Consider the following 18,802-nt stretch of genomic DNA (forward strand, 5'->3'; position numbering starts at 1 on the left):
GGTCGGGTCGGGTCGGGTCGGGTCGGGTCGGGTCGGGTCGGGTCGGCCGATGGCCTCCGATCGCGCAACGGGTCCCCTACCCCGCCGATACGGGGAAACCAACCGGAACCGATTCTCCTATACTATATAGTGCACAAGGAAACGGCAGTGCCCGCCCGACGGAAGGGCGGCGCGGCGGAAAGGCGGAGGCATGGAGGGACGCGTGCAACACGGCAACGAGCGGATCGGCGCGATCGTGCTGCCCTCGCACGCGGCGCAGGCCCTTTCCGTGCTGGAGGAGACCGGACACGAGGCGTGGTGCGTGGGCGGGTTCGTGCGCGACGCGCTGCTCGGGCGCCCCTGCGCCGACGTGGACATCGCGACCGACGCCCCGTGGCGCGACGTGCAGCGCGCCTTCGAGGCGGCGGGCTGGCGCACGCACGAGACGGGGACGGCCCACGGCACGCTCACCGTCGTTGACGGGCGCGAGGCCCTGGAGATAACCACCTACCGCGCCGACGGCGCCTACACGGACGCGCGGCACCCCGAGGCCGTCTCGTTCGTGCGCACCATCGAGGAGGACCTGGCCCGTCGCGACTTCACCGTGAACGCGCTGGCCTACCACCCCGCGCGCGGCATCCTCGACCCGTTCGGGGGCGCGGCGGATCTGGAGGCACGCACCATACGCGCCGTGGGGGATCCGGCCAAGCGCTTCTCCGAAGACGCGCTGCGCATCCTGCGCGCGTGCCGCTTCGCCTCCCAGCTGGGGTTCGGCATAGACGCGGGCACCTATGCCGGCATGATGGCGAACAAGAGCCAGCTTCTGCGCATCTCGGCGGAGCGCGTGACGCACGAGCTGGAGCGCCTGCTGTTGGGCGGACACGTGCAAGAGGCGCTTTTGGGGACGGTCGACGTGCTGGCGGCGGTGCTGCCGGAGCTGGTGGCGTGCAAGGGGTTCGAGCAGCGCACGCCGTACCATATATACGACGTTCTCGAGCACACGGCGCGCGTCGTGCAGGGCACGCCGCCCTACCCGCTCGTGCGCTGGGCCGCGCTCTTCCACGACACGGGCAAGCCGGCGGCGTTCTTCCAAGACGCGGAGGGCACGGGGCACTTCTACGGCCACGCGAAGATCAGCGTGCGGCTTGCGCAGGCCGCCATGGGAAGGCTCGCGCTCTCGCCGGCCTTCGTCGGGCGGGTGCTGACGCTCGTGAGGTACCACGACGACGTGATCGAGCCGACCTCGAAATCCGTGAAGCGGGCGCTCGCCCGGCTGGGAGGCGACGTGGAGCTGTTCCGCGCGCTCTGCGACCTGAAGCGCGGAGACGCGCTCGCGCAGGCGCCGCAATGCGCGGGGCGCGTGGCGCTGGCCGACCGGCTGGACGCGGTGCTCGACGGAGTGTTGGCGGCGGACGAGGCGTTCACCTTGAAGAAGCTGGGCATCGACGGGCGCGACGCCATGGCGGCGGGGATCCCGCAGGGGCCGGCCGTGGGAGAGGCGCTCGCGGCGGCCCTCGACGCCGTGATAGACGAGCGCGTGCCGAACGAACGCGGCGCCCTGCTCTCGTTCTTGGACGCCTGGCGCGCGGGGCGGACCGCGGATTGCGTCGAAAACGTGTAGATCGCCTGACAGCTTGCCTTCCCGCGCGCAACGGCCCTGCGCGAAGGCGACGAACCCGAGCGTTCTTTCCCTATACTTCTGGAGAAATCCGCAAGTCCGAGAAAGGAAGCGAGGCGCCATGGCAACGATGACCCAGGAGCGCACCCAGCGCGAGACGGCCCGTGGGGCGCAAGCGGAGGCGAAGCCCCAGCCGCAGCCCGAGGCCGCACCGTCGATGAGCATTACCGTAGCGGAGGACGGCCCCTACGTGGTGAAGGGCCCGGTGCCGCTGCTGGAGGAGGTCATCACGCCGGTGGACGGGCATTACGAGTACCGCGTGCGCCGCGCGTTCCCCGCCGCGCAAACGTACGCGCTCTGCCGCTGCGGGCGCACGACGACGCCTCCGTTCTGCGACGGCTCCCATGCGGCCGCAGGGTTCTCGGGCACCGAGACCGCCAGCCGCGCGCCGTTCGAAGAGCGCGCCGACGTCTATCCCGGCGAGGGCGTCACGCTGCTCGACGACAACCGGTGCGCCTTCGCGCGGTTCTGCCACCGCGAGGACGGCGACGTGTGGACGCTCACCGAGCTCTCGGGTGACGAGCGCCTGGAGCACGAGGCCGTCAAGGCGTCGTCCGACTGCCCGGCGGGACGCCTGGTGCACTACGGCACCGACGACGGTGCGGCTCGCGAGCCGGCGCACAACCCCGCGATCTCGCTTTTGGAAGATCCCGAGAAAGACGTGAGCGGCCCGCTGTTCGTGCGCGGGGGCGTTCCGCTCGTCGGGGCGGACGGCACCGTCTACGAGCTGCGGAACCGCTACGCGCTCTGCCGCTGCGGCGCGTCGCGCAACAAGCCGTTCTGCGACGCCATGCACGTGAACGTGAGGTTCATGGACGGGCTCGACTAGGCGGAACCCTCGGGAAAGGGCCCCGCTTCGCCCCGCCGCCTCCCGATAACGCCGCACAGGGCCGCGACTTCGATATTTTCCAAAAAAGTGTGCTTTGGGGTCTTGACGAAGGGCAACGCTCCCCGTAATATATGCACTCGCGCTTGCGTCTCGCGGTCAACACCCCGGGATGTGCATCGGTAAGCCGATGGGGTGTCGTCTAATGGCAGGACAGCGGTTTCTGGTACCGTATGTGAGGGTTCGACTCCTTCCACCCCAGCCATTTTTACGGTATACTGCACAGCGCACGATGTGGCTCCGTCGTCTAGCGGTTTAGGACGCCGCCCTCTCAAGGCGGAGGTCGCCGGTTCGAATCCGGTCGGAGCTACCACGAACTTGCAGGCCGGGACTGATGTCCCGGCCTTTTTGCTATTTCACGCAGAGGATACGGAGGCCGCATGGATCGAACGAACGCGAACGACGTCGAAGCAGCCGAGGAGACGGGCTCTTTCGGCGACGTGGTCGAAGAGATGGGCGAACCCGCCGGGGAGCCGCTTCCCGGCATCGACGCGGCGGCGTCCCAGGCGTGCCTGGCCGCCCCTTTCGGCGTGCCGGTGGAGCTGCTCCCCGACCTGTACCTGGTGCGCGTCCCGCTGCCGCACAACCCCTTGAAGGCGCTCAACTCCTACCTGGTGCTCTCCGACGACCGCACCACGATCGTCGACGTGGGCTTCAACCATCCGGCCTGCGAGGAGGCGCTCGACCAGGCGCTCGCCGCGCTCGGGCGTACCTGGGACGGCGTGGAGATCGTGTTGACGCACTCCCACCCCGACCACACGGGCAACCTCGACCGCATCTACCGCGACGGCATGACCGTGTTCGCGAACCTCCATTCGTTCCAGGAGGTGGAGAACCTGCAGGACATGGAGGCGCACGTGTTCGGCCCCCTGCTGCTGAAGGCGGCCACGCCGCACCAGAGCGGCCTGGGCTTCGAGAAGGGCAAGCCCACCCTGCACGTGTCCGCCGAGCTGCTGCCGTTGAAGAACCAGCCGGCCGTGACGTTTCTGCGCGAGGGCGACGTCTACCGCGCCGGCTCCTACGCGTTCGAGGTGCTGGAGACGCCGGGACACGACCCGTGGCACATCTGCCTGTACGAGCCCTCTCGCAAGATCCTCATCGCGGGCGACCACGTGCTGGAGCGCATCACGCCGTCCATCGCCTCGTGGTTCCCCGCCTACAACGCGCTCGAGGAGTTCCTGGCGAGCCTGGGCAAGATGCGCGACTTGGACGTCGAGCACGTGCTGCCGGCCCACGGCGCCCTGTTCGGCGACCTGCGCGGGCGCGTCATGCAGCTCATCGAGCACCATGAGGAGCGCCTGCAGGAGATCTACGACCTGGTGGCCGAGGGGCACGACGACATCGTGTCCATCTCGTCCCACGCGAAATGGCGCTACGACAACTGGCGAGAATGGCCGCTCGACCAGAAGTTCTTCTCGATGGGCGAGACGATGGCCCATTTGATATACCTGGTCTGCGAAGGTAAGCTGAAGCAGATCATCTGCGGCGACGAGTATCGCTTCGAGCTGCCGTAGCCGAGCGGGCGCGGCAGGCGGACGGACCCTTGCGGGCATACGTGGCGGACGGGTACCCGCGCGGGTTCGACGAAAGCGGGCTGAGGAAAAGGAGCGCATCCCATGCACATCGACCTGGTCATCGAAAGCGAGCGCGTGTTCACGGGAACGGGCGGGACGGCGCGTCCCGGCGCCGTGGCCGTCGCCGGCGACCGCATCGCTGCCGTCGGCCCGCGCGACGACGTGCGCGCGCTGGCGCGCGAGGCGCGCGGCGGCGGGGCGGCGCCCGAGGTGCGCGACTTCGGCGACGCGCTCGTGGTGCCGGGCTTCCACGACTCCCACCTGCACTTCTTCCACTCGGCGGTGTACTCCTCCCCCTTGGCCGCCATGTTCCTGGGCGAGAGCGAGGCCGACTGCGTGGCGCGCATGCGCGCGTTCGCCGCCGGGCGCGCGGACGGCTGGCTGCTGGCGCAGGGGTGGCGCGAGTACCGCTGGAACCCTCCCGTGCTGCCGTCGAAGCGCTCGCTTGACGAGGCGTTCCCCGCACGCCCCGTGGCGCTGTACTCGGGCGACGCTCACACGCTGTGGCTGAACTCGTGCGCCCTGCGCGAACTGGGGCTGAACCGCGACAGCGCGCCGCCGGCCGGCGGCTCCTACGACCGCGACGATGCCGGCGAGCTGACGGGCATCGTGCGCGAGGCGGCCGCCATGGAGCTCATGCCGAAGATCATGGGGGCGTTCACGGACGCCGAGGTGACGAGCGCGTACCGGGGCTTCCTGGCGCAGCTGGCCGAGAACGGCGTGACGAGCGTGTGCGACCTGTCGCTCATGGCGCATCCGGGGCTCGACTTCATCCGCGACGACGTGCACGCGGCGCTGCTCGCGTCCGGCGAGCTGACGGCGCGCGTGCACCTGTTCCCCACCCTGCTGGAGGACATGGGAAGGTTCGAGGGCATGCGGGCCCGGTTCACGGGACCGCTTTTGCAGGCTCCCGGGTTCAAGCAGTTCTTCGACGGCGTGTCGAGCCAGCACACGGCCTGGGTGACCGAACCCTACGCGAACGCCCGCGCGGCGGGCGACTGCGGGCGGCCCACGGTGGACCCGGAGGCCATGCGGTCCCTCGTGCTGGCGGCGGCCGCGAAGGGCTACCCCGTGCGCATCCACACCATCGGCGACGCGGCCATACACGCCGCGCTCGACATCTTCGAGGAGGCCCGCGCGACCTACGGGGCGCTGCCCGAGGGGCGGCGCAACTGCCTGGAGCATCTGGAGAACTTCCTGCCGGAGGACCTGGAGCGCCTGAGCGCGCTGCAGGTGGTGGCGGCCGTGCAGCCGCCGCACATGACGCTCGATCCCGGCGGCCCCGAGCGCGACCTGGGGCTCGATCGCGTGCCGTTCATGTGGCCCTTCCGCACCCTGCTCGACCGCAACGCGGTGCTGGCATTCGGCACCGACTCGCCCGTGGTGGGCGTGAGGTCGATGGACGTGCTGTACAGCGCCGTGACCCGGCAGGATCCGGCCACGCACGAGCCGAACGGGGGCTGGCTGCCCGAGGAGCGCATCGGGATGGCGGAGGCCCTGCGCGCCTACACGCAGGGCAGCGCGGCGGCGGCCGGACGGCGGCGCGAGCTGGGCACGCTGGAGGTGGGCATGCTGGCCGACGTGGCCGTGCTCGACCGCGACCTGCTGACGTGCGCGCCCGAGGACATCCAGAAGACGCGCGTGCTGGCCACGTTCACGGGCGGACGGTGCGTGTTCGAGCGGTAGGGGAAACCCAGACCTGCTGCAATCGACACGCACGTTAAACCGTAGGGGGCGCTCTCCCGGGCGCCCCCTACATTCAGCTTGCGAGTCTTACCCAAACAGGGCTAGTATTCCCACATGTGATCTAAGGGTCCGCTGCCCTTCCCTAGATCCAATCCTGAGGCCAAGGCGCCGCGCACGTAGTCCTTGGCGCTGCGCACGGCCTGCTCCGTCGACCAGCCGCGCGCGAGGCCGCAGGCGATGGCCGAGGAGAGCGAGCAGCCCGTGCCGTGCGTGTTCCGCGTGTCGATGCGCGGGGCGCGCAGCCAGAGCGTCGGCGCCTCGGCGTCCGCCGCGAGCACGTCGTCGGCCCGCTCGGTGCCGTGGCCGCCCTTCACGAGCGCCGAACCGCGCACCTGGGCGGCCAGCCGCCGTGCGGCGCGCTCCATCGAGGCGTCGTCCTGGGCGGGGAACCCGCAGAGCACCTCGGCCTCGGGCATGTTCGGCGTGGCCACGTCCGCGAGCGGCAGCAGGCGCCGCACGAGCGCCTCGACCGCGTCCTCGTCGATGAGCCGCGCCCCGCTCGTGGCCACCATGACGGGATCGACCACGACGTTGCGCGCCCCGTGCTTCTCGAGCGCGTCGGCCACCGCTTCGATGATGGCCGACGACGACACCATGCCCACCTTCACTGCCGCGGGGCGTATGTCTTCGAACACGGCGTCGATCTGCGCCGTCACGAACGCCGGATCGACGTCGACCACGCCGAAGACGCCGGTGGTGTTCTGCGCCGTGAGCGCCGTGACGGCGGTTTCGGCGAACAGGCGATGCGCGGCGATGGTCTTGACGTCGGCTTGGATGCCCGCGCCGCCGCTGGAATCGGAACCCGCGATGCTCAGCACTGCCTCCATGGCTAGCCCTCCAGGAACGCGACGGCCTCGCACGTAGGCACGACCTTCGCGGCGTAGCACGTCTCCATGTAAGCGAGGCCCTCGTCCTGGTCTCCCACGAGGAACGTGAGCGTGGCGTCGCCCGCCACCACGATGCGGAAGTTGTTGAAGTACGCGTCGGCCACCGTGTGGCGCACGCAGATGTTCGTGTCCATGCCCACGCACAAAAGCGTGTCGACGCCCAGCTCGTCCAGCAGCAGGCGCAGCCCCGTTTGGAAGAAGCCGCTGTAGCGGCGCTTGTCCACCACGTAGTCGCCCTCGCCGCACTTGAGCTGCGGCGCCGGCTGGGCCTGCGGCGTGCCCGCCAAGCCGTGCGCGCCCCACAGGTCGAGCTCGCGGTCGAGCCCCGGGATATGGGCGTCGTTCGTGAACACCACCGGCACGCCCGCGGCGCGCGCCGCGTCGCACAGGCGCGCCGCGTTCTCCACCACGGGCAGCATCGCCTCGCGCAGAGGCGACGGCAGCGCGGTCGGATCGCCCAGGACGTCGATGACGAGCAGGGCGCAACGCCCCTTGTCGAGGTCGGCCAGTTCGAACGCGTCCTTGTTCAGTTCGTCTCCAAGCATCGTGTCTCCTTTACCGTAGCCCGCGATCCCCCGAAGAAGATCCCGGCATTCGACTGTCCCGTCGATCATACCGGAAACCGCCCCCCACCGCCAAAATCACGCCCAAGCAACGCAACCGCTGCATTCCCGCAGACGGCCGCCCTTCCTCTCACCAAGCTCGACCAAGCGCATCTTTTCCCGGTTGAGCTTCTCTCAACCAGAATAATGCAGGCGGGCGGGGCGGGGGTGTCCACCAAGCGAGTTCCGCAGGAGCCGAACAGCCCAGTGGGCTGTTCGTGCGACCTCAGGACTGTCCGAGCGACTGGACGCCCCCGCCCCTGCCGCCGGACAGGTCACTGCAGGTTGAGGTCCACCGTCAGCCCGTCCATGATGCGGTTGACGGTGCGCATAGCGCACATCTTGCCGCACATGGTGCACGTGCCGTCGTTCGAGGGCGGCGCGCTGTCGAAGTAGCGGCGGGCACGCACAGGGTCGAGCGCCTCGGCGAACATGCCCTCCCAGTCCACGCGGCGCCGCGCGTCGCTCATGCGGTTGTCGCGGTCGCGCGCCCCGGGCACGCCCTTGGCTATGTCGGCCGCGTGCGCGGCGATGAGCGTGGCCACGAGGCCCTCGCGCACGTCGTCGGCGTCGGGCAGGCGCAGGTGCTCGGCCGGCGTGACGTAGCACAGGAAGTCCGCGCCCGACGACGCCGCGATCGCCCCGCCGATGGCGGCCGTGATGTGGTCGTAGCCCGGCGCGATGTCGGTGACGAGCGGCCCCAGCACGTAGAACGGCGCGTCGTGGCACAGGCGCTTCTCCAGCTTCATGTTCGCGGCGATCTCGTCGAGCGCCATGTGGCCGGGGCCCTCCACCATCACCTGCACGCCCGCGTCCCATGCGCGGCGCGTGAGCTTGCCGATCTCGATGAGCTCGGCGATCTGCCCCGCGTCGGAGGCGTCGTAGGTGGAGCCGGGGCGCATGGCGTCGCCGATGCTGATGGTGACGTCGCGTTCGTGCAGGATGGCCAACACATCGTCGTAGAACTCGTAGAACGGGTTCTCGTTGCCGGTGGCCTCCATCCACGCGAACAGAAGCGACCCGCCGCGGCTCACGATGTTCGTGAGGCGGCCCGTCTCGCGGAACGACTCGACGGTGCGCCGGTTCATGCCGGCGTGGACGGTGACGAAGTCCACGCCGTCCTCGGCGTGCGCGCGCACGACGTCGAGGAAGTCGGCGGCCGTGATGTCCACCAGGGCCTTCTCCAGGTAGCCGATGGCGTCGTACATGGGCACGGTGCCGATCATGGCCGGTGACTTCTCGATAAGGCGCGTGCGGAAGGCCCGCGTCTTGCCGCTGTTCGACAGGTCCATGATGGCGTGCGCGCCCAGTTCGAGCGCCACGTCCACCTTCTTCCATTCCTCGGCCTCGTCGGCAAGGTCGCCCGATATCCCCAGGTTCACGTTGACCTTCGTGCTCAGGCCGCCGCCCACGCCCTCGGGCGAGAGGCTTTCGTGATGGACGTTCGCGGGAATGGCGATGCGCCCGGCGGCCACCCCCTCGCGCACGAACTCGGGGTCGCGCCCCTCCTTCTTCGCGACGGCGAGCATGGCCGGCGTGACGATGCCGGCGCGTGCGCAGTCGATTTGCGTGACGGGTGCGGGTTGGCCTTGCGGCGCGGCGCTGATCTGCGTCATGAAGCTCCCTTCGTTGGCATTACCCATGTCAGGTTCCTCGGGTCGAAGCGTGATCGGCGCTTCCTCTCAGCCTGCCCGGCCGCGTGCGGCAGCAAGCTCCCCGGTATGTGGACCGCCCGGATGGGCGGCGCGGCACGCGTGCGGTGCCGCATCGGGCGATTATACCGCCCCCGTCCCACGACAGGCGGGCCGAATCCGCCAGCGCGCTCTACGAACCGTCGATTGCGCCCGGGAACGGAATCGCCGACAATGGAGGGAAAACGACGACGGCAAGGACGCCCATGGACCCGCAACGGAAAAAGCAGCTCAAGCAGGAGTACAGCGAGCGCAAGCCCCTCATGGGCGTGATGGAGGTGCGCTGCCGGGCGACCGGCGAGAGCTTCCTCATAGCCACGAACGACCTGCACGCGACCGAGAACGGCCTGGTTGCGCGTTTCGGCGGGGGCAGCCACCCCAACAAGCGCCTGCAGGCGCTCTGGAACGAGCACGGACGCGAGGGGTTCTCGTTCGAGCTGGTCGAGGAGCTGGAGCACGACGACGCGCACGAGGACTACGCGGATGATCTGCGGGAACTGCTGGAGCTGTACCTGGAGGAGCACCCCGGGGCGACGCGCGTCTGGCGCTGAGGGGCGAGATCGGGCACCTCGGCACCCCACAGCGTCGGCAGGTTCCGCCATTCTGAGAACGGCGTAACCCCTAGGGCAAAGGATAGAAGACGTACAGCGTGCCCTCTTCCACCGCGATGCGCGCCGGGCGGCCGACCAGCTCGTTGGAGACGCCGCGGGACGTGCGGTTGGAGAGGTCCTCGTCGTCGAGGGAGTACAGCATGCCCGTCTCAATCACGCCGCGCGCGCGGTCGTTGGCCGAGAACACCGACACAGTGCCCGACTCCATGACGGGCAGATCGAGCACGTCGGGACCTGTGAGCAGGCGCAGCGCGCTATCGACTCCCACGGCGGTCACGTAGTACTCCTGTTCGGAGAACTTGGCGAACAGCTGGAGGCTCGCGACGGTGTGGTCGAGCCGCCCGCCCAGGGCGGCGTACACCACCAAATCGTCGTAGTCCCAAGCCACCGCCTTTTCCAGCGCCAGCTCCATGTCGCTTTTGTCCTTCTTCACGGGAAAGCGCGACACGCGTCGGCATTTCGGCTGGTAGCCGAGCGAGTCGAAGTCGCCCACCGCCATGTCGGGCTTCACGTCGAGCTCCTCCAGGTAGGCGAAGCCGGCGTCGACGGCGATCACGAACTCGAACATGCCCGCATCGTAGCGGGCCTTGAAGTCCTCGGCGTTGAATTCGGGCGATGCCCCCACGAGCGCGCACGTCGCCATCTACCTCGCCCCTTCCGTTTCGTCACTGGCCACGGCCTCGGCAGCCGGCGACTCGCCCGCCGCCGTCGGCGCCTGCGCGGCAAGCGCGGCGAGCGCTTCGCCCTCCAGCCGGTGGAGGACCAAGGGGTCCACCCGCGCGGAGCCGAGGCGCTCGTAGAACGCGAGGCCCGCCTCGTTCGTGTCGCGGCAGTGCCACGAGAGGCGCTCGTAGCCCCGCTCCTCGCAAAGCGCGGCCAGCCGCGCCATGAGCGCGCGGCCCGTGCCGCCGCCCCGGTACGCTTCCTCCACGAACAGGTCCTCCAGATACACGCCGCAAGCGCCCTTCCACGTGGAGAACGTGCGGCAGAAAACGGCGCATCCCACCACGCCGCGGACCGGATGCGCGGCGACCAGGGCCTCCCCCGCCCCCTCGCCGAACATGCCCCGCTCGATATCCTCGACCGTGGCGGCCACTTCGCCTTCCCGGCCCATGTCGGCGGCCAGCGCCCTCGTCAGCCTCAGCAGGTCGGCCGCGTCCTCGCGCACGGCGAAGCGTATGGTGAGTTCTTCGTTCATGATGCTCCTTGCCTTCCCGCAGATGCGGGCTTCGGTTGAGATCGCCGTCGCGTTTGCGTCCGCGACGGTCCGCCCGTCCAACCAACCGCATGCGGGCCGTTCCGGTTTTTCGCGCTGCTTCGCGTTTCGCGGGCGCGCGCTGCTTTCGGTTTGCTAGAATACCATATGCGAGCGGGCCAGACGATCGCGCACCTCGGTGTGAGGAAAGTCCGGGCTCCGCAGGGCAGGATGCCAGCTAACGGCTGGGCGGGGCGACCCGACGGAAAGTGCCACAGAAAAGAAAACTCCCCCGGCTCGTCCGGGAGAAAAGCTGAAACGGTGCGGTAAGAGCGCACCAGCGCGCCGGCAACGGCGCGGCTTGGAAAACCCCATCCGGAGCAAGCGCAAATAGGAACGCGACACGGTGGCCCGCCGTACGTTCGGGTTGCGTGCTTGAGGCGTGCGGCGACGCACGTTCGAGATAAATGGTCGTCCAACGACAGAACCCGGCTTATCGGCCCGCTCGCATCTACTCTTATTCTTCAATCTAAGTTTTCCCAGCGTGCGCCGCCGAGCACGGCCAAGCGCCATTGATCCCAAGGAGAACGAAGGCTAGGATTCGCCTCGCAAGGGTGCCGACGGTTCTTCGCCGACGACCCTGATACACCACGATTCGGAACGCGACCGTTCCGAATCGAAAAACCTCGCAAAACGATGGTTTCTGCTAAAAAATCACGTTTGTGCATGATCATATTCAAGAATAATAAAAAGAGCATCTTTCTCATCAGGAGTTTTATATAATGATGTTATTACATATATATTAATTCAATCAAAAAGTCGTTCACAAACGTCATTTTTTAGCAGAAACCGCCTAACAAACGTGTTTTCTCTTTGGTCAGAGCCCGTCGGGATCGACGGCGACGTCCGCCGTAGCACCGAGCTTTGCGGTTGTAAGGACGTTAAGCGGATTCGATAACAAGGCGTGGAGGGGTTCGGATGCGACGAAGCGGGAAATCCCTCGCCATCTTGAGCATGCAGCCACCTGCCGGTTTGTCGAATGCCGCGCACGCTCAGAATGATAGAGGGGCTGCCGCTTGCTCGGGATGGCGAGGGACCCTATGCCGGGAACAGCGTGTACGCTCTTCCCTCGGCCGCCACATGGGGGCGGATGGAAACGCCGAAGGCGCGCTCGATGGCGCCGGCATCCAGCACCTCAGCCACCGCGCCGGCCGCCGTGGCGCGCCCGCGTTCCATGACCAGCAGGCGGTCGGAGTAACGCAGGGCCAGGTCGAGGTCGTGGATGACCATGACGACGGTCTTGCCGGCTTCCTCGTTCAGGCGGCGCACCAGCTCCATGGTCTCGTGGCAGGCGCGGATATCCAAATAGGTGGTGGGTTCGTCGAGCACGATGAGGTCGGTGTCCTGCGCCAGCGTCATGGCGATGAACGCGCGCTGGCGCTCGCCGCCCGACAGCCGCCGCAGCTCGTGCGCGCGGAATCCCGCGATGCCGGCCAACTCGAGCGCGCGCTCCACCTGCTCGCGATCCTCGCGCGAGAGCTTCCCTTGGTGCGCCTGGTACGGGTAGCGCCCGCACGCCACGAGCGCCTCCACCGTCATGGCCGGCGGGCGGCCGGCCTGGGCCAGCACGGCCACGCGGCGGGCCCGCTCCTTCGCCTTCATCGACAGCGTGGGCACGCCGTCGACGCGCACCTCCCCTGCCTGCGGGCGCAAGAGGCCGTCGACCAGCTTGACCATCGTGGACTTCCCGCAACCGTTCGGGCCGACGATGCTGGTCACCGTCCCGTGAAGGAACGCGGCGCTCAGCTTTTCGATGAACGGCTCCTTGCCGTACGAGAACGACACGCCGCGAAGCTCGATGGCGGGGACTTGATCGCGCCGGCGCCGCGCGGGATCCTTCGACTCCGCGCTGCGCGCTCCGCTCAGGATGACAGGGGGCGGCGCGGCACGCTCGCTCGGGATGACAGGGCTACTCAAGGCTTCCCCTCCTGTTCTTCAAGATGAGGTAGATGAAGAACGGCCCGCCGAGGAACGCCATGAGGATGCCCACCGGCACCTCGTAGGGCGCGAACAGCACGCGCGCCAAAAGGTCGCACACGACGACGAACGCCGCGCCCGCCACGGCCGACAGCGGCAGCACGATTCGGTTGTCGTGGCCCACGAAGAACCGCACGAGGTGCGGGATGATGAGCCCCGCGAACCCCAGCAGGCCGGCGAAGCTCACGGCCGCGCCCGCCAGCACGGCGGCGAGTCCCAGCATGGCCAGCCGGCACGCCCCCACGTTCATGCCGAGCGCGTGGGCCGTGTCGTCGCCGAGCGCCATGATGTTGAGCTTGCCCTCCGCGAGCAGCGCCACGGCAAGGCCCGCCGCGATGTAGGCCGCCGGCCACAGCAGGTCGTCCATGAGCACGCCGGCCAGACCGCCCACGAGGAAGGCCGACGAGCCAATGTAGGCGTCGGGGTTCACGATGAGGATGGTGTTCATGCCCGCGCCGAACACCGTGGTTATGGCGATGCCCGCCAGCACCACGGTGAGCCTCGACGTGCTGGCGCCCAGCGAGATGCCGAAGATGACGAGCGCCGTGACCAGCGCGCCCAGGAATGCCGCGAGCGGCGGGAGCCACAGCGCGCTGGGAAACACGCTGGCCGCTACGAGCACGAACAGCCCGGCACCCGAGTTGATGCCGATGATGTTGGGGCTTGCCAGCGGGTTGTCCAGCACGGCCTGGATGATGGCGCCCGCCACGGCCAGCGCCCCTCCCGCCAGAAGCGCCGCCAGCACGCGCGGCAGGCGCACGTTCACGAGGATGCTCTTCGCCGCCGCGCTCACGTCGCCGCCGGTCGCCCAGGCCACGAGATCGCCCAGGCTCACCGACGACGAGCCCACGAGGAAGCCCGCCGCCGTCACCGCCGCCAGAACGGCGATGGAGACGACCACGGCGAGCGGCACCCTCGAAGAACCGTCTCGACGCACGGCCTTTTCATGCTCGATCGCAGGCATGGGACGGCCTTCGCCTTACGCGTACAGCGCGTCGTAGAGCACCTGGTAGCTCTGGTCCCAGTGCTCGTTTGGCTTGTACTGGAACAGGTGCGGGTCGAGCGCGACGTAGCGGCCGTCCTGCACCGCCGAGAGCGTGGACCAGGCGGGGTTCGCCGCCGTCTGGTCCTCGAGCGCCTTCATGGCCGCCGCGTCGTCGTTGCCCATGGGCACCACGAAGATGAAGTCGGGGTTCATCTCGATGATCGATTCCAGGCTGAAGTCCTTGAGCAGGCTGGGGTTCTCGTCGGCCAGGTTCTTGACGCCCAGGTCGGCCAGCATGGCACCCGTCATCGTGGAGGACGCCTGCACGCGGGTTCCGCCCGAGTACGTGGTCAGCACAAGTGCCGTGGGAGCCTCGCCCGCAGGTACCTTGGCCGTGATGGCCTCGATGCGGTCGGACACGGCCTGGCCGTTCTGCTCGTACAAATCGTCGCGGCCCGTGACGTCGCAGCAGGTGCGCAGCATGCGCAGATAGTCGTCGAACGTCGTCACCTGGAAGCACGCCACCGGGATGTTCGACGCGGCGAGCGCCGCCTTGAGGTCCGCCTGGTTCGAATCGCCGCCGCGCCCGCCGGAGCCGCTCGTCATGATGACGAAGTCGGGCTCGAGCGCGATGATGGACTCAAGGTTCAGGTTGGCGAAGTCGCCCACCTTCTGCACGTCCGAAGACTTCAGATCGTAGCCGGACAGCGTGAACGCGTCGTCCGAGGCGCCTGTGAGCGTGCCACCCGCCAGCTCCCATATGCTCGCAAAGCTGCCCATGCACGCCACCACGCGCTGCGGGTTGCCGACCGTGACCTCGGTGCCCGTGTCGTCGGTGAACGTGACCGCGTCGGTTTGCGGCGCGCTTTGGGCTTCCGCCTGCGGGGCGCTTCCGTCGGCGCCGGCGTCGGGTTGGGCGGCCGAGCAGCCGGCGAACAGCATCGTCGCGGCGAGGAACGCGGCGACGGCAGCAGGGACGATGCGTTTGGAGATGGTGATCATGGGTGGGTCCTTTCGATGGATACGTAAGCTAGACGAGCAGAGCGCCAAGTTGTCATCCTGAGCGCAGGCGGCAAAGCCGCCGGAGTCGAAGGATCCCGTGCGGCGCCAGCCACGAGGCTTCCTGCTGTCGCCGCACGGGATCCTTCGACTCCGCGCCTGACGGCGCTCCGCTCAGGATGACAAGCTGCCAAGCTGACGGCGCTCCGCTCGGGATGACAGGGGGCGGAGGTGCCTTTCGGCCCTCGCGCTAGACGGCGGCCGCAACCAAAGCGTTGCCGTGGGCGCAATAATCGTCTTGGGCGAGGATGTCGCCGTCGTGGTAGTAGGCGGCCCGCGCCCGGCAGCCGCCGCAGCCGTCGCGGTAGTCGCAGGTGCCGCACGAGCCGGAGTACGCCTGCGTGCGCAGCTTCTCGAACACGGGGCTCGTCCTCCATATCTCGTCGAAGGGCTGGGCGCGCACGTCGCCCGCCTCCTCGGTCATGTAGGCGCAGGGGCGCACGATGCCCTCGCTGCCGATGACGCAGTACGTGAGGCCGGCCAGGCAGCCGCGCTCGAAGCGCGTGTCCACGCCCAGCTGCTTCGCCACGCGCGTGAACTGGGGCGCGCACGTGGGCTTCACGTCGATGGGCACCTGCGAGGCCTTCGTCATGATGTCGTTCAGCAGCTGCTCGTTCTCCAGCACCTCGAGCGACGTTTCCTGGATGAACTTCCCGCGCCCCACGGGGATGAGGAAGAACACGTAGTGCGCCATCGCGCCGATCTCGACGGCGAAGTCGGTGATGGCACACACCTCGTCGCGGTTCCAATCCACGACGGTGGTGTGCAGCTGAAACGGCAGCCCCACCTGCTTGCAGGCCTCGATGCCCGCCATGGTGAGGTCGTAGGCGTCTGCCAAGCCGCGGAACTTGTCGTGCTTGGCGGCATCGAGGCTGTCCACCGAAATGCCCATGGCGCAGGCCCCGGCCTCCTTCAGCCGCCGCGCCACCTCTGGCGTGATGAGCGTGCCGTTCGAGCCGAACACGGGACGCAGCCCGCGCGAGGCGGCGTGCGCCACCAGCTCGTAGATGTCGGGGCGCATGAGCGGCTCGCCTCCCGAGAAGATCATCACCTTGAAGCCCGCGCGGGCGATCTCGTCGATCATCTTCTTGCCCTCCTCGCAGGAGAGCTCCTTGTCGGTTGCTTCCTCGGCGTCCTGGTAGCAATGGACGCACTTGAGGTTGCACTTGTTCGTCGTCATCCACGACACGAGCATGGGCGTATCCTTTCATCCGGGCGCGATAGCAGACGGCGCGCGCAAGGCTGCAGCTTGAGAAAAACGCGACGATAGATTTTTGGATGCGCCGGGCGGGCACGGCATCGGGAGGTAGGAGGGATCTGGTGCCGAGTCCGGCCGGCGCCGGATGGGCTAGTCGGCCGGGTCGGGCCGGTCGCCATAGGCGGCGACCACGGCCTCCAGGTGGTCGAACACGGCTTGTCGCAACTCGTCGAACGAGCCGTCGTCACCGCCGTGCGGAGCGATGTTCTCCATGAGGATGAAATTCCGCTCGGCCGCGACGGCGTCCTGCGACGCGTCGAGGGCCAAGTACCGCTTGGCCAAGTCGCGGTTGCGCGGGCTGTCGACGGGCTCGCCCGCCGGCATGAGGCGGATGGTGTCGGCGATGAGCTCGTGCCACTTTGATACGGACTCGCCGCGCGCGACGAGATCCTCGGCGGCCGCCTCGACGGCGGGCGCGTCGTCGCGAATGCACGTCAGGCGCCAGAAGAACTGGCTCTCGCCCTGGCAGCGCTCCACGGTGGAGGCGAGCGCCTCCCAATCGGGCAGCCCCTCGCCGGCCTCGTCGTGCAGCGAGCGCAGCGTGGTCATGCGCTTGAACAGCGCCTGGAACTGCTCTTCGATGGCGTCCATCTGCTCGCCGGCCAGCTCCTGCAAGGCGGCGGGCTCGTCGAAAAGAGCTGCATCGGATTTGATCTGGGCCAGCGACAGCCCCAGGTACTTCAAGGTCAGAATGCGATACAGGTCTTTCACGTTGGCGTCCGTGTACAGGCGCTGGTTCTGGGGGCCCTTCGCCGACGGCGACAACAGGCCCTGCTGGTCGTAGTATTGGATCGTGCGCACCGTCACCCCGACGCGTCGTGCCAACTCTCCCACGGTCAGGTATCGTTGATCGGTCATGCGGCTGCTCCTCATGCGGATCCGCGCCTGTTCGGCACGGCCGCTTCCTCGTCTTCGGCCGGACGCCCCCGTCCGACCGAAACCGAGCATATGCGATGACGCTACGTCGCCGTCAACGGGAAATCCCCGTGTTTCAAAAACTCGCAACAAAAACGCGGGGAAACCCCGCGCCGAGCTCGCTGCAAGCGGTGTGCGGCACACAGGCGCCGGATGCACGCGACGCCCGAGACAAGGAAGCCGGAAACGCGCTTACGGTCAAGCGCCCGGCACCGCGCAGGGCCCGGTCTAGCAGCGCGGCAAAGACACGATCCAGGCATCTACGCGTTCGGCGGGGGCGTCGACGGCCAAGCGCTTGCGGCGCGCGGTATGGCCGCTCGCCACCTCCACACGCGACTTCGGCACGCCGAGCTCCTCGGCCACGAGCTTGCACACGGCCTTGTTCGCCTTTCCCCCGTCGGGCGGAGCCGTCACGCGCACGCACACCTCGTCGGCGCCTGCGGCGTCGGCGCGCACCCCCGTAACCTCGTCACGCCCCGACCGGGGCGTGACGTGAACAGCTATGGTGATTGGCTTTTCGGGCACCTCGGGGCCTCGCAGCGTCGAGCGGTTCCGCCGGCCGTGGGCCGGAGGAACGCCTAGTCGATTTCCTCGAATTCGAAGGCGTCGTCGGCGTCGCCGAAGCCGGAGAGGTCCTTCTCCACGCGGGAGGGCGTGGGGGTGGCCGGCGCGACGGACACGGCGCCCGTCTGCGGCATGGCGTAAGCGGCCGTGCCGTCCTTGCTGATGGGGGCCTGGGCCGGCGAGCCCATCACGCGGCCGGTCGATTCGAGGATCTCCGTCGAGCGGGCATGGGCGCTTGCAGGCAGGGAGGAAACCGGGGCGTCGCCGCCGATCTCGGCCAGCTTGCGGGTGGCGTCGGCGATGAAGTCGGTGAGCAGCTCCTGGTAGTCTTCGCGGGCGTCCTCGCGATCGTCCTCGAGCTTCTTGATGGCGTCGAGCACCTTCTGCTTCTCGGCCTCGGCCTTGTCCACGATGCGCTTGGCCTCTTCCTCGGCGTCGTTGATGGTGCCGGCGGCCGTGGCGTTCGCGTTCGAGATGATCTCGTCGGCGGAGCGCTGGGCGATGATGAGCGCCTGGGCGATGGCGTTGTCGTCGGCCTTCTTGGCTTCCAGCTGGCGCTCGAGATCGGCGATGCGCGCGTCCTTGGCGGCCAGCTCCTCGCTGCTCGCGGCAGCTGCGGGAACGGGCGCGTCCTCGATGCGGGCGGGCGTGTCGAACCCGGCGAACGACGTGTCGTCGAGCTGGCTTTCCAGCTGGTCGATCTGCGCGCTCATCGCGTCGATCTCGTCGGCGACATGCTCCAAGAACACGTCCACTTCGTCGACGTCGTAGCCCTTGCGGTCGATCGAGAAGCTCTGGTTGTGGATCTCAGCCGAGGTGATTGCCATAGTCGGTCCCTTCGTCCTGTCCGCGCGCGAACGCGGTTATGCGCAGTTAAAACAAGTTTACTATCAAACGTACCCCGAATTGTAGTACAAGCAGGGCGATGATGGGGGTAACGTCCACCATACCTCCAAGCGGCGGGATCAGTTTTTTGAAGATGTTGAGGTACGGATCGCACACGCGTCCCAGCACCCGGTAGATGTCGGCGAGCAGGCCGCGGTCCGTGGGAAGCCACGACATGAGCACGTACACGAACAGTACCATGCTGTACACGTCGGCGATCGACACGATGAGGTATTTCAAGCTCAGCAAG

At 68.1% G+C, this 18,802-nt stretch carries 18 protein-coding genes, 2 tRNA genes, 1 other RNA gene and 1 riboswitch; of the genes, 8 read left to right on the top strand and 13 right to left on the bottom strand.

Going from position 1 to position 18,802, the window contains the following annotated elements; translation table 11 throughout:
* The first annotated feature begins 190 nt into the window (after positions 1 to 190).
* From C1878_RS12985 to C1878_RS13010, 6 genes are all read left to right on the top strand, one after another.
* Entirely contained in the window at positions 191 to 1,600 is a 1,410-nt protein-coding gene (locus C1878_RS12985) for a CCA tRNA nucleotidyltransferase (protein WP_114602047.1), read from the top strand.
* Between the two features lie 118 nt (positions 1,601 to 1,718).
* The gene (locus C1878_RS12990) at positions 1,719 to 2,486 is read left to right on the top strand and encodes a CDGSH iron-sulfur domain-containing protein (RefSeq protein ID WP_114602048.1); all 768 of its coding nucleotides are present in this window, start codon (positions 1,719 to 1,721) and stop codon (positions 2,484 to 2,486) included.
* 188 nt (positions 2,487 to 2,674) lie between these two features.
* A tRNA-Gln gene (locus C1878_RS12995) sits at positions 2,675 to 2,748 on the top strand.
* Between the two features lie 31 nt (positions 2,749 to 2,779).
* Positions 2,780 to 2,856: transfer RNA gene (locus tag C1878_RS13000), tRNA-Glu, on the top strand.
* A 67-nt stretch (positions 2,857 to 2,923) separates the two neighbouring features.
* Positions 2,924 to 4,057: an MBL fold metallo-hydrolase gene (locus C1878_RS13005; RefSeq protein WP_241963742.1), complete on the top strand. Its 1,134-nt coding sequence runs from the start codon at positions 2,924 to 2,926 to the stop codon at positions 4,055 to 4,057.
* 102 nt (positions 4,058 to 4,159) lie between these two features.
* Positions 4,160 to 5,803: an amidohydrolase gene (locus tag C1878_RS13010; RefSeq protein WP_114602049.1), complete on the top strand. Its 1,644-nt coding sequence runs from the start codon at positions 4,160 to 4,162 to the stop codon at positions 5,801 to 5,803.
* A gap of 101 nt (positions 5,804 to 5,904) precedes the next feature.
* Here the strand turns inward: C1878_RS13010 and thiD are convergent, their stop codons facing one another.
* The 3 genes from thiD to thiC all read right to left on the bottom strand — a co-directional run bounded on the left by thiD (position 5,905) and on the right by thiC (position 8,968).
* Positions 5,905 to 6,690, bottom strand: a complete 786-nt coding sequence (gene thiD / locus C1878_RS13015) for a bifunctional hydroxymethylpyrimidine kinase/phosphomethylpyrimidine kinase (protein ID WP_114602050.1) — start codon at positions 6,688 to 6,690, stop codon at positions 5,905 to 5,907.
* A 2-nt stretch (positions 6,691 to 6,692) separates the two neighbouring features.
* A complete protein-coding gene (locus C1878_RS13020; RefSeq protein ID WP_114602051.1) occupies positions 6,693 to 7,295 on the bottom strand; it encodes a cysteine hydrolase family protein in 603 nt (200 codons plus the stop codon).
* Between the two features lie 332 nt (positions 7,296 to 7,627).
* The gene (gene thiC / locus C1878_RS13025) at positions 7,628 to 8,968 is read right to left on the bottom strand and encodes a phosphomethylpyrimidine synthase ThiC (RefSeq protein WP_114602127.1); all 1,341 of its coding nucleotides are present in this window, start codon (positions 8,966 to 8,968) and stop codon (positions 7,628 to 7,630) included.
* Positions 8,957 to 9,081, bottom strand: a riboswitch (TPP riboswitch). Its footprint overlaps the gene before it by 12 nt.
* A gap of 168 nt (positions 9,082 to 9,249) precedes the next feature.
* Between thiC and C1878_RS13030 the strand changes: the two genes are divergently transcribed.
* Positions 9,250 to 9,594 carry a GIY-YIG nuclease family protein gene (locus C1878_RS13030; protein ID WP_114602052.1) on the top strand — a complete coding sequence of 115 codons (345 nt, stop codon included), beginning with the start codon at positions 9,250 to 9,252 and terminating at the stop codon, positions 9,592 to 9,594.
* A 70-nt stretch (positions 9,595 to 9,664) separates the two neighbouring features.
* Here C1878_RS13030 and C1878_RS13035 read toward each other — a convergent pair whose 3' ends face one another.
* A complete protein-coding gene (locus C1878_RS13035) occupies positions 9,665 to 10,297 on the bottom strand; it encodes a thiamine diphosphokinase (RefSeq protein ID WP_114602053.1) in 633 nt (210 codons plus the stop codon).
* Positions 10,298 to 10,852 carry a GNAT family N-acetyltransferase gene (locus tag C1878_RS13040; RefSeq protein WP_199519349.1) on the bottom strand — a complete coding sequence of 185 codons (555 nt, stop codon included), beginning with the start codon at positions 10,850 to 10,852 and terminating at the stop codon, positions 10,298 to 10,300.
* Between the two features lie 168 nt (positions 10,853 to 11,020).
* Between C1878_RS13040 and rnpB the strand changes: the two genes are divergently transcribed.
* Positions 11,021 to 11,361, top strand: an RNA gene (gene rnpB / locus C1878_RS13045) — RNase P RNA component class A.
* A gap of 586 nt (positions 11,362 to 11,947) precedes the next feature.
* Here the strand turns inward: rnpB and C1878_RS13050 are convergent.
* From C1878_RS13050 to C1878_RS13085, 8 genes are all read right to left on the bottom strand, one after another.
* On the bottom strand, positions 11,948 to 12,826 hold the full coding sequence (locus C1878_RS13050; RefSeq protein ID WP_241963744.1) for an ABC transporter ATP-binding protein: 879 nt from the start codon (positions 12,824 to 12,826) through the stop codon (positions 11,948 to 11,950).
* The gene (locus tag C1878_RS13055; RefSeq protein WP_114602054.1) at positions 12,819 to 13,850 is read right to left on the bottom strand and encodes an iron ABC transporter permease; all 1,032 of its coding nucleotides are present in this window, start codon (positions 13,848 to 13,850) and stop codon (positions 12,819 to 12,821) included. Before C1878_RS13055 ends, C1878_RS13050 begins: the two co-directional genes overlap by 8 nt.
* Before the next feature lie 15 nt (positions 13,851 to 13,865).
* Positions 13,866 to 14,873, bottom strand: coding sequence for an ABC transporter substrate-binding protein (locus C1878_RS13060; protein ID WP_114602055.1), 1,008 nt, complete (start codon positions 14,871 to 14,873; stop codon positions 13,866 to 13,868).
* Positions 14,874 to 15,120: 247 nt separating this feature from the next.
* Positions 15,121 to 16,125, bottom strand: a complete 1,005-nt coding sequence (gene nirJ2 / locus C1878_RS13065; protein ID WP_114602056.1) for a putative heme d1 biosynthesis radical SAM protein NirJ2 — start codon at positions 16,123 to 16,125, stop codon at positions 15,121 to 15,123.
* Between the two features lie 153 nt (positions 16,126 to 16,278).
* Complete coding sequence (locus tag C1878_RS13070) at positions 16,279 to 17,046, bottom strand: MerR family transcriptional regulator (RefSeq protein WP_114602057.1); 768 nt, start codon at positions 17,044 to 17,046, stop codon at positions 16,279 to 16,281.
* Positions 17,047 to 17,331: 285 nt separating this feature from the next.
* Positions 17,332 to 17,628, bottom strand: a complete 297-nt coding sequence (locus C1878_RS13075; protein WP_167510333.1) for a DUF167 domain-containing protein — start codon at positions 17,626 to 17,628, stop codon at positions 17,332 to 17,334.
* A 53-nt stretch (positions 17,629 to 17,681) separates the two neighbouring features.
* On the bottom strand, positions 17,682 to 18,494 hold the full coding sequence (locus C1878_RS13080; protein WP_114602058.1) for a DivIVA domain-containing protein: 813 nt from the start codon (positions 18,492 to 18,494) through the stop codon (positions 17,682 to 17,684).
* A gap of 46 nt (positions 18,495 to 18,540) precedes the next feature.
* A complete protein-coding gene (locus C1878_RS13085) occupies positions 18,541 to 18,801 on the bottom strand; it encodes a YggT family protein (RefSeq protein WP_080145081.1) in 261 nt (86 codons plus the stop codon).
* Position 18,802: the final 1 nt, after the last annotated feature.

The organism is Gordonibacter sp. 28C (genome assembly GCF_003339845.1).
Classification (GTDB): Bacteria; Actinomycetota; Coriobacteriia; order Coriobacteriales; family Eggerthellaceae; genus Gordonibacter.

Excerpts from the sequence above, each read along its gene's own strand:
- C1878_RS12985 (WP_114602047.1), top strand. The coding sequence starts at position 191 with ATGGAGGGACGCGTGCAACACGGCAACGAGCGGATCGGCGCGATCGTG.
- C1878_RS12990 (WP_114602048.1), top strand. The coding sequence starts at position 1,719 with ATGGCAACGATGACCCAGGAGCGCACCCAGCGCGAGACGGCCCGTGGG.
- C1878_RS13005 (WP_241963742.1), top strand. The coding sequence starts at position 2,924 with ATGGATCGAACGAACGCGAACGACGTCGAAGCAGCCGAGGAGACGGGC.
- C1878_RS13010 (WP_114602049.1), top strand. The coding sequence starts at position 4,160 with ATGCACATCGACCTGGTCATCGAAAGCGAGCGCGTGTTCACGGGAACG.
- thiD (WP_114602050.1), bottom strand. The coding sequence starts at position 6,690 with ATGGAGGCAGTGCTGAGCATCGCGGGTTCCGATTCCAGCGGCGGCGCG.
- C1878_RS13020 (WP_114602051.1), bottom strand. The coding sequence starts at position 7,295 with ATGCTTGGAGACGAACTGAACAAGGACGCGTTCGAACTGGCCGACCTC.
- thiC (WP_114602127.1), bottom strand. The coding sequence starts at position 8,968 with ATGACGCAGATCAGCGCCGCGCCGCAAGGCCAACCCGCACCCGTCACG.
- C1878_RS13030 (WP_114602052.1), top strand. The coding sequence starts at position 9,250 with ATGGACCCGCAACGGAAAAAGCAGCTCAAGCAGGAGTACAGCGAGCGC.
- C1878_RS13035 (WP_114602053.1), bottom strand. The coding sequence starts at position 10,297 with ATGGCGACGTGCGCGCTCGTGGGGGCATCGCCCGAATTCAACGCCGAG.
- C1878_RS13040 (WP_199519349.1), bottom strand. The coding sequence starts at position 10,852 with ATGAACGAAGAACTCACCATACGCTTCGCCGTGCGCGAGGACGCGGCC.
- C1878_RS13055 (WP_114602054.1), bottom strand. The coding sequence starts at position 13,850 with ATGCCTGCGATCGAGCATGAAAAGGCCGTGCGTCGAGACGGTTCTTCG.
- C1878_RS13060 (WP_114602055.1), bottom strand. The coding sequence starts at position 14,873 with ATGATCACCATCTCCAAACGCATCGTCCCTGCTGCCGTCGCCGCGTTC.
- nirJ2 (WP_114602056.1), bottom strand. The coding sequence starts at position 16,125 with ATGCTCGTGTCGTGGATGACGACGAACAAGTGCAACCTCAAGTGCGTC.
- C1878_RS13070 (WP_114602057.1), bottom strand. The coding sequence starts at position 17,046 with ATGACCGATCAACGATACCTGACCGTGGGAGAGTTGGCACGACGCGTC.
- C1878_RS13080 (WP_114602058.1), bottom strand. The coding sequence starts at position 18,494 with ATGGCAATCACCTCGGCTGAGATCCACAACCAGAGCTTCTCGATCGAC.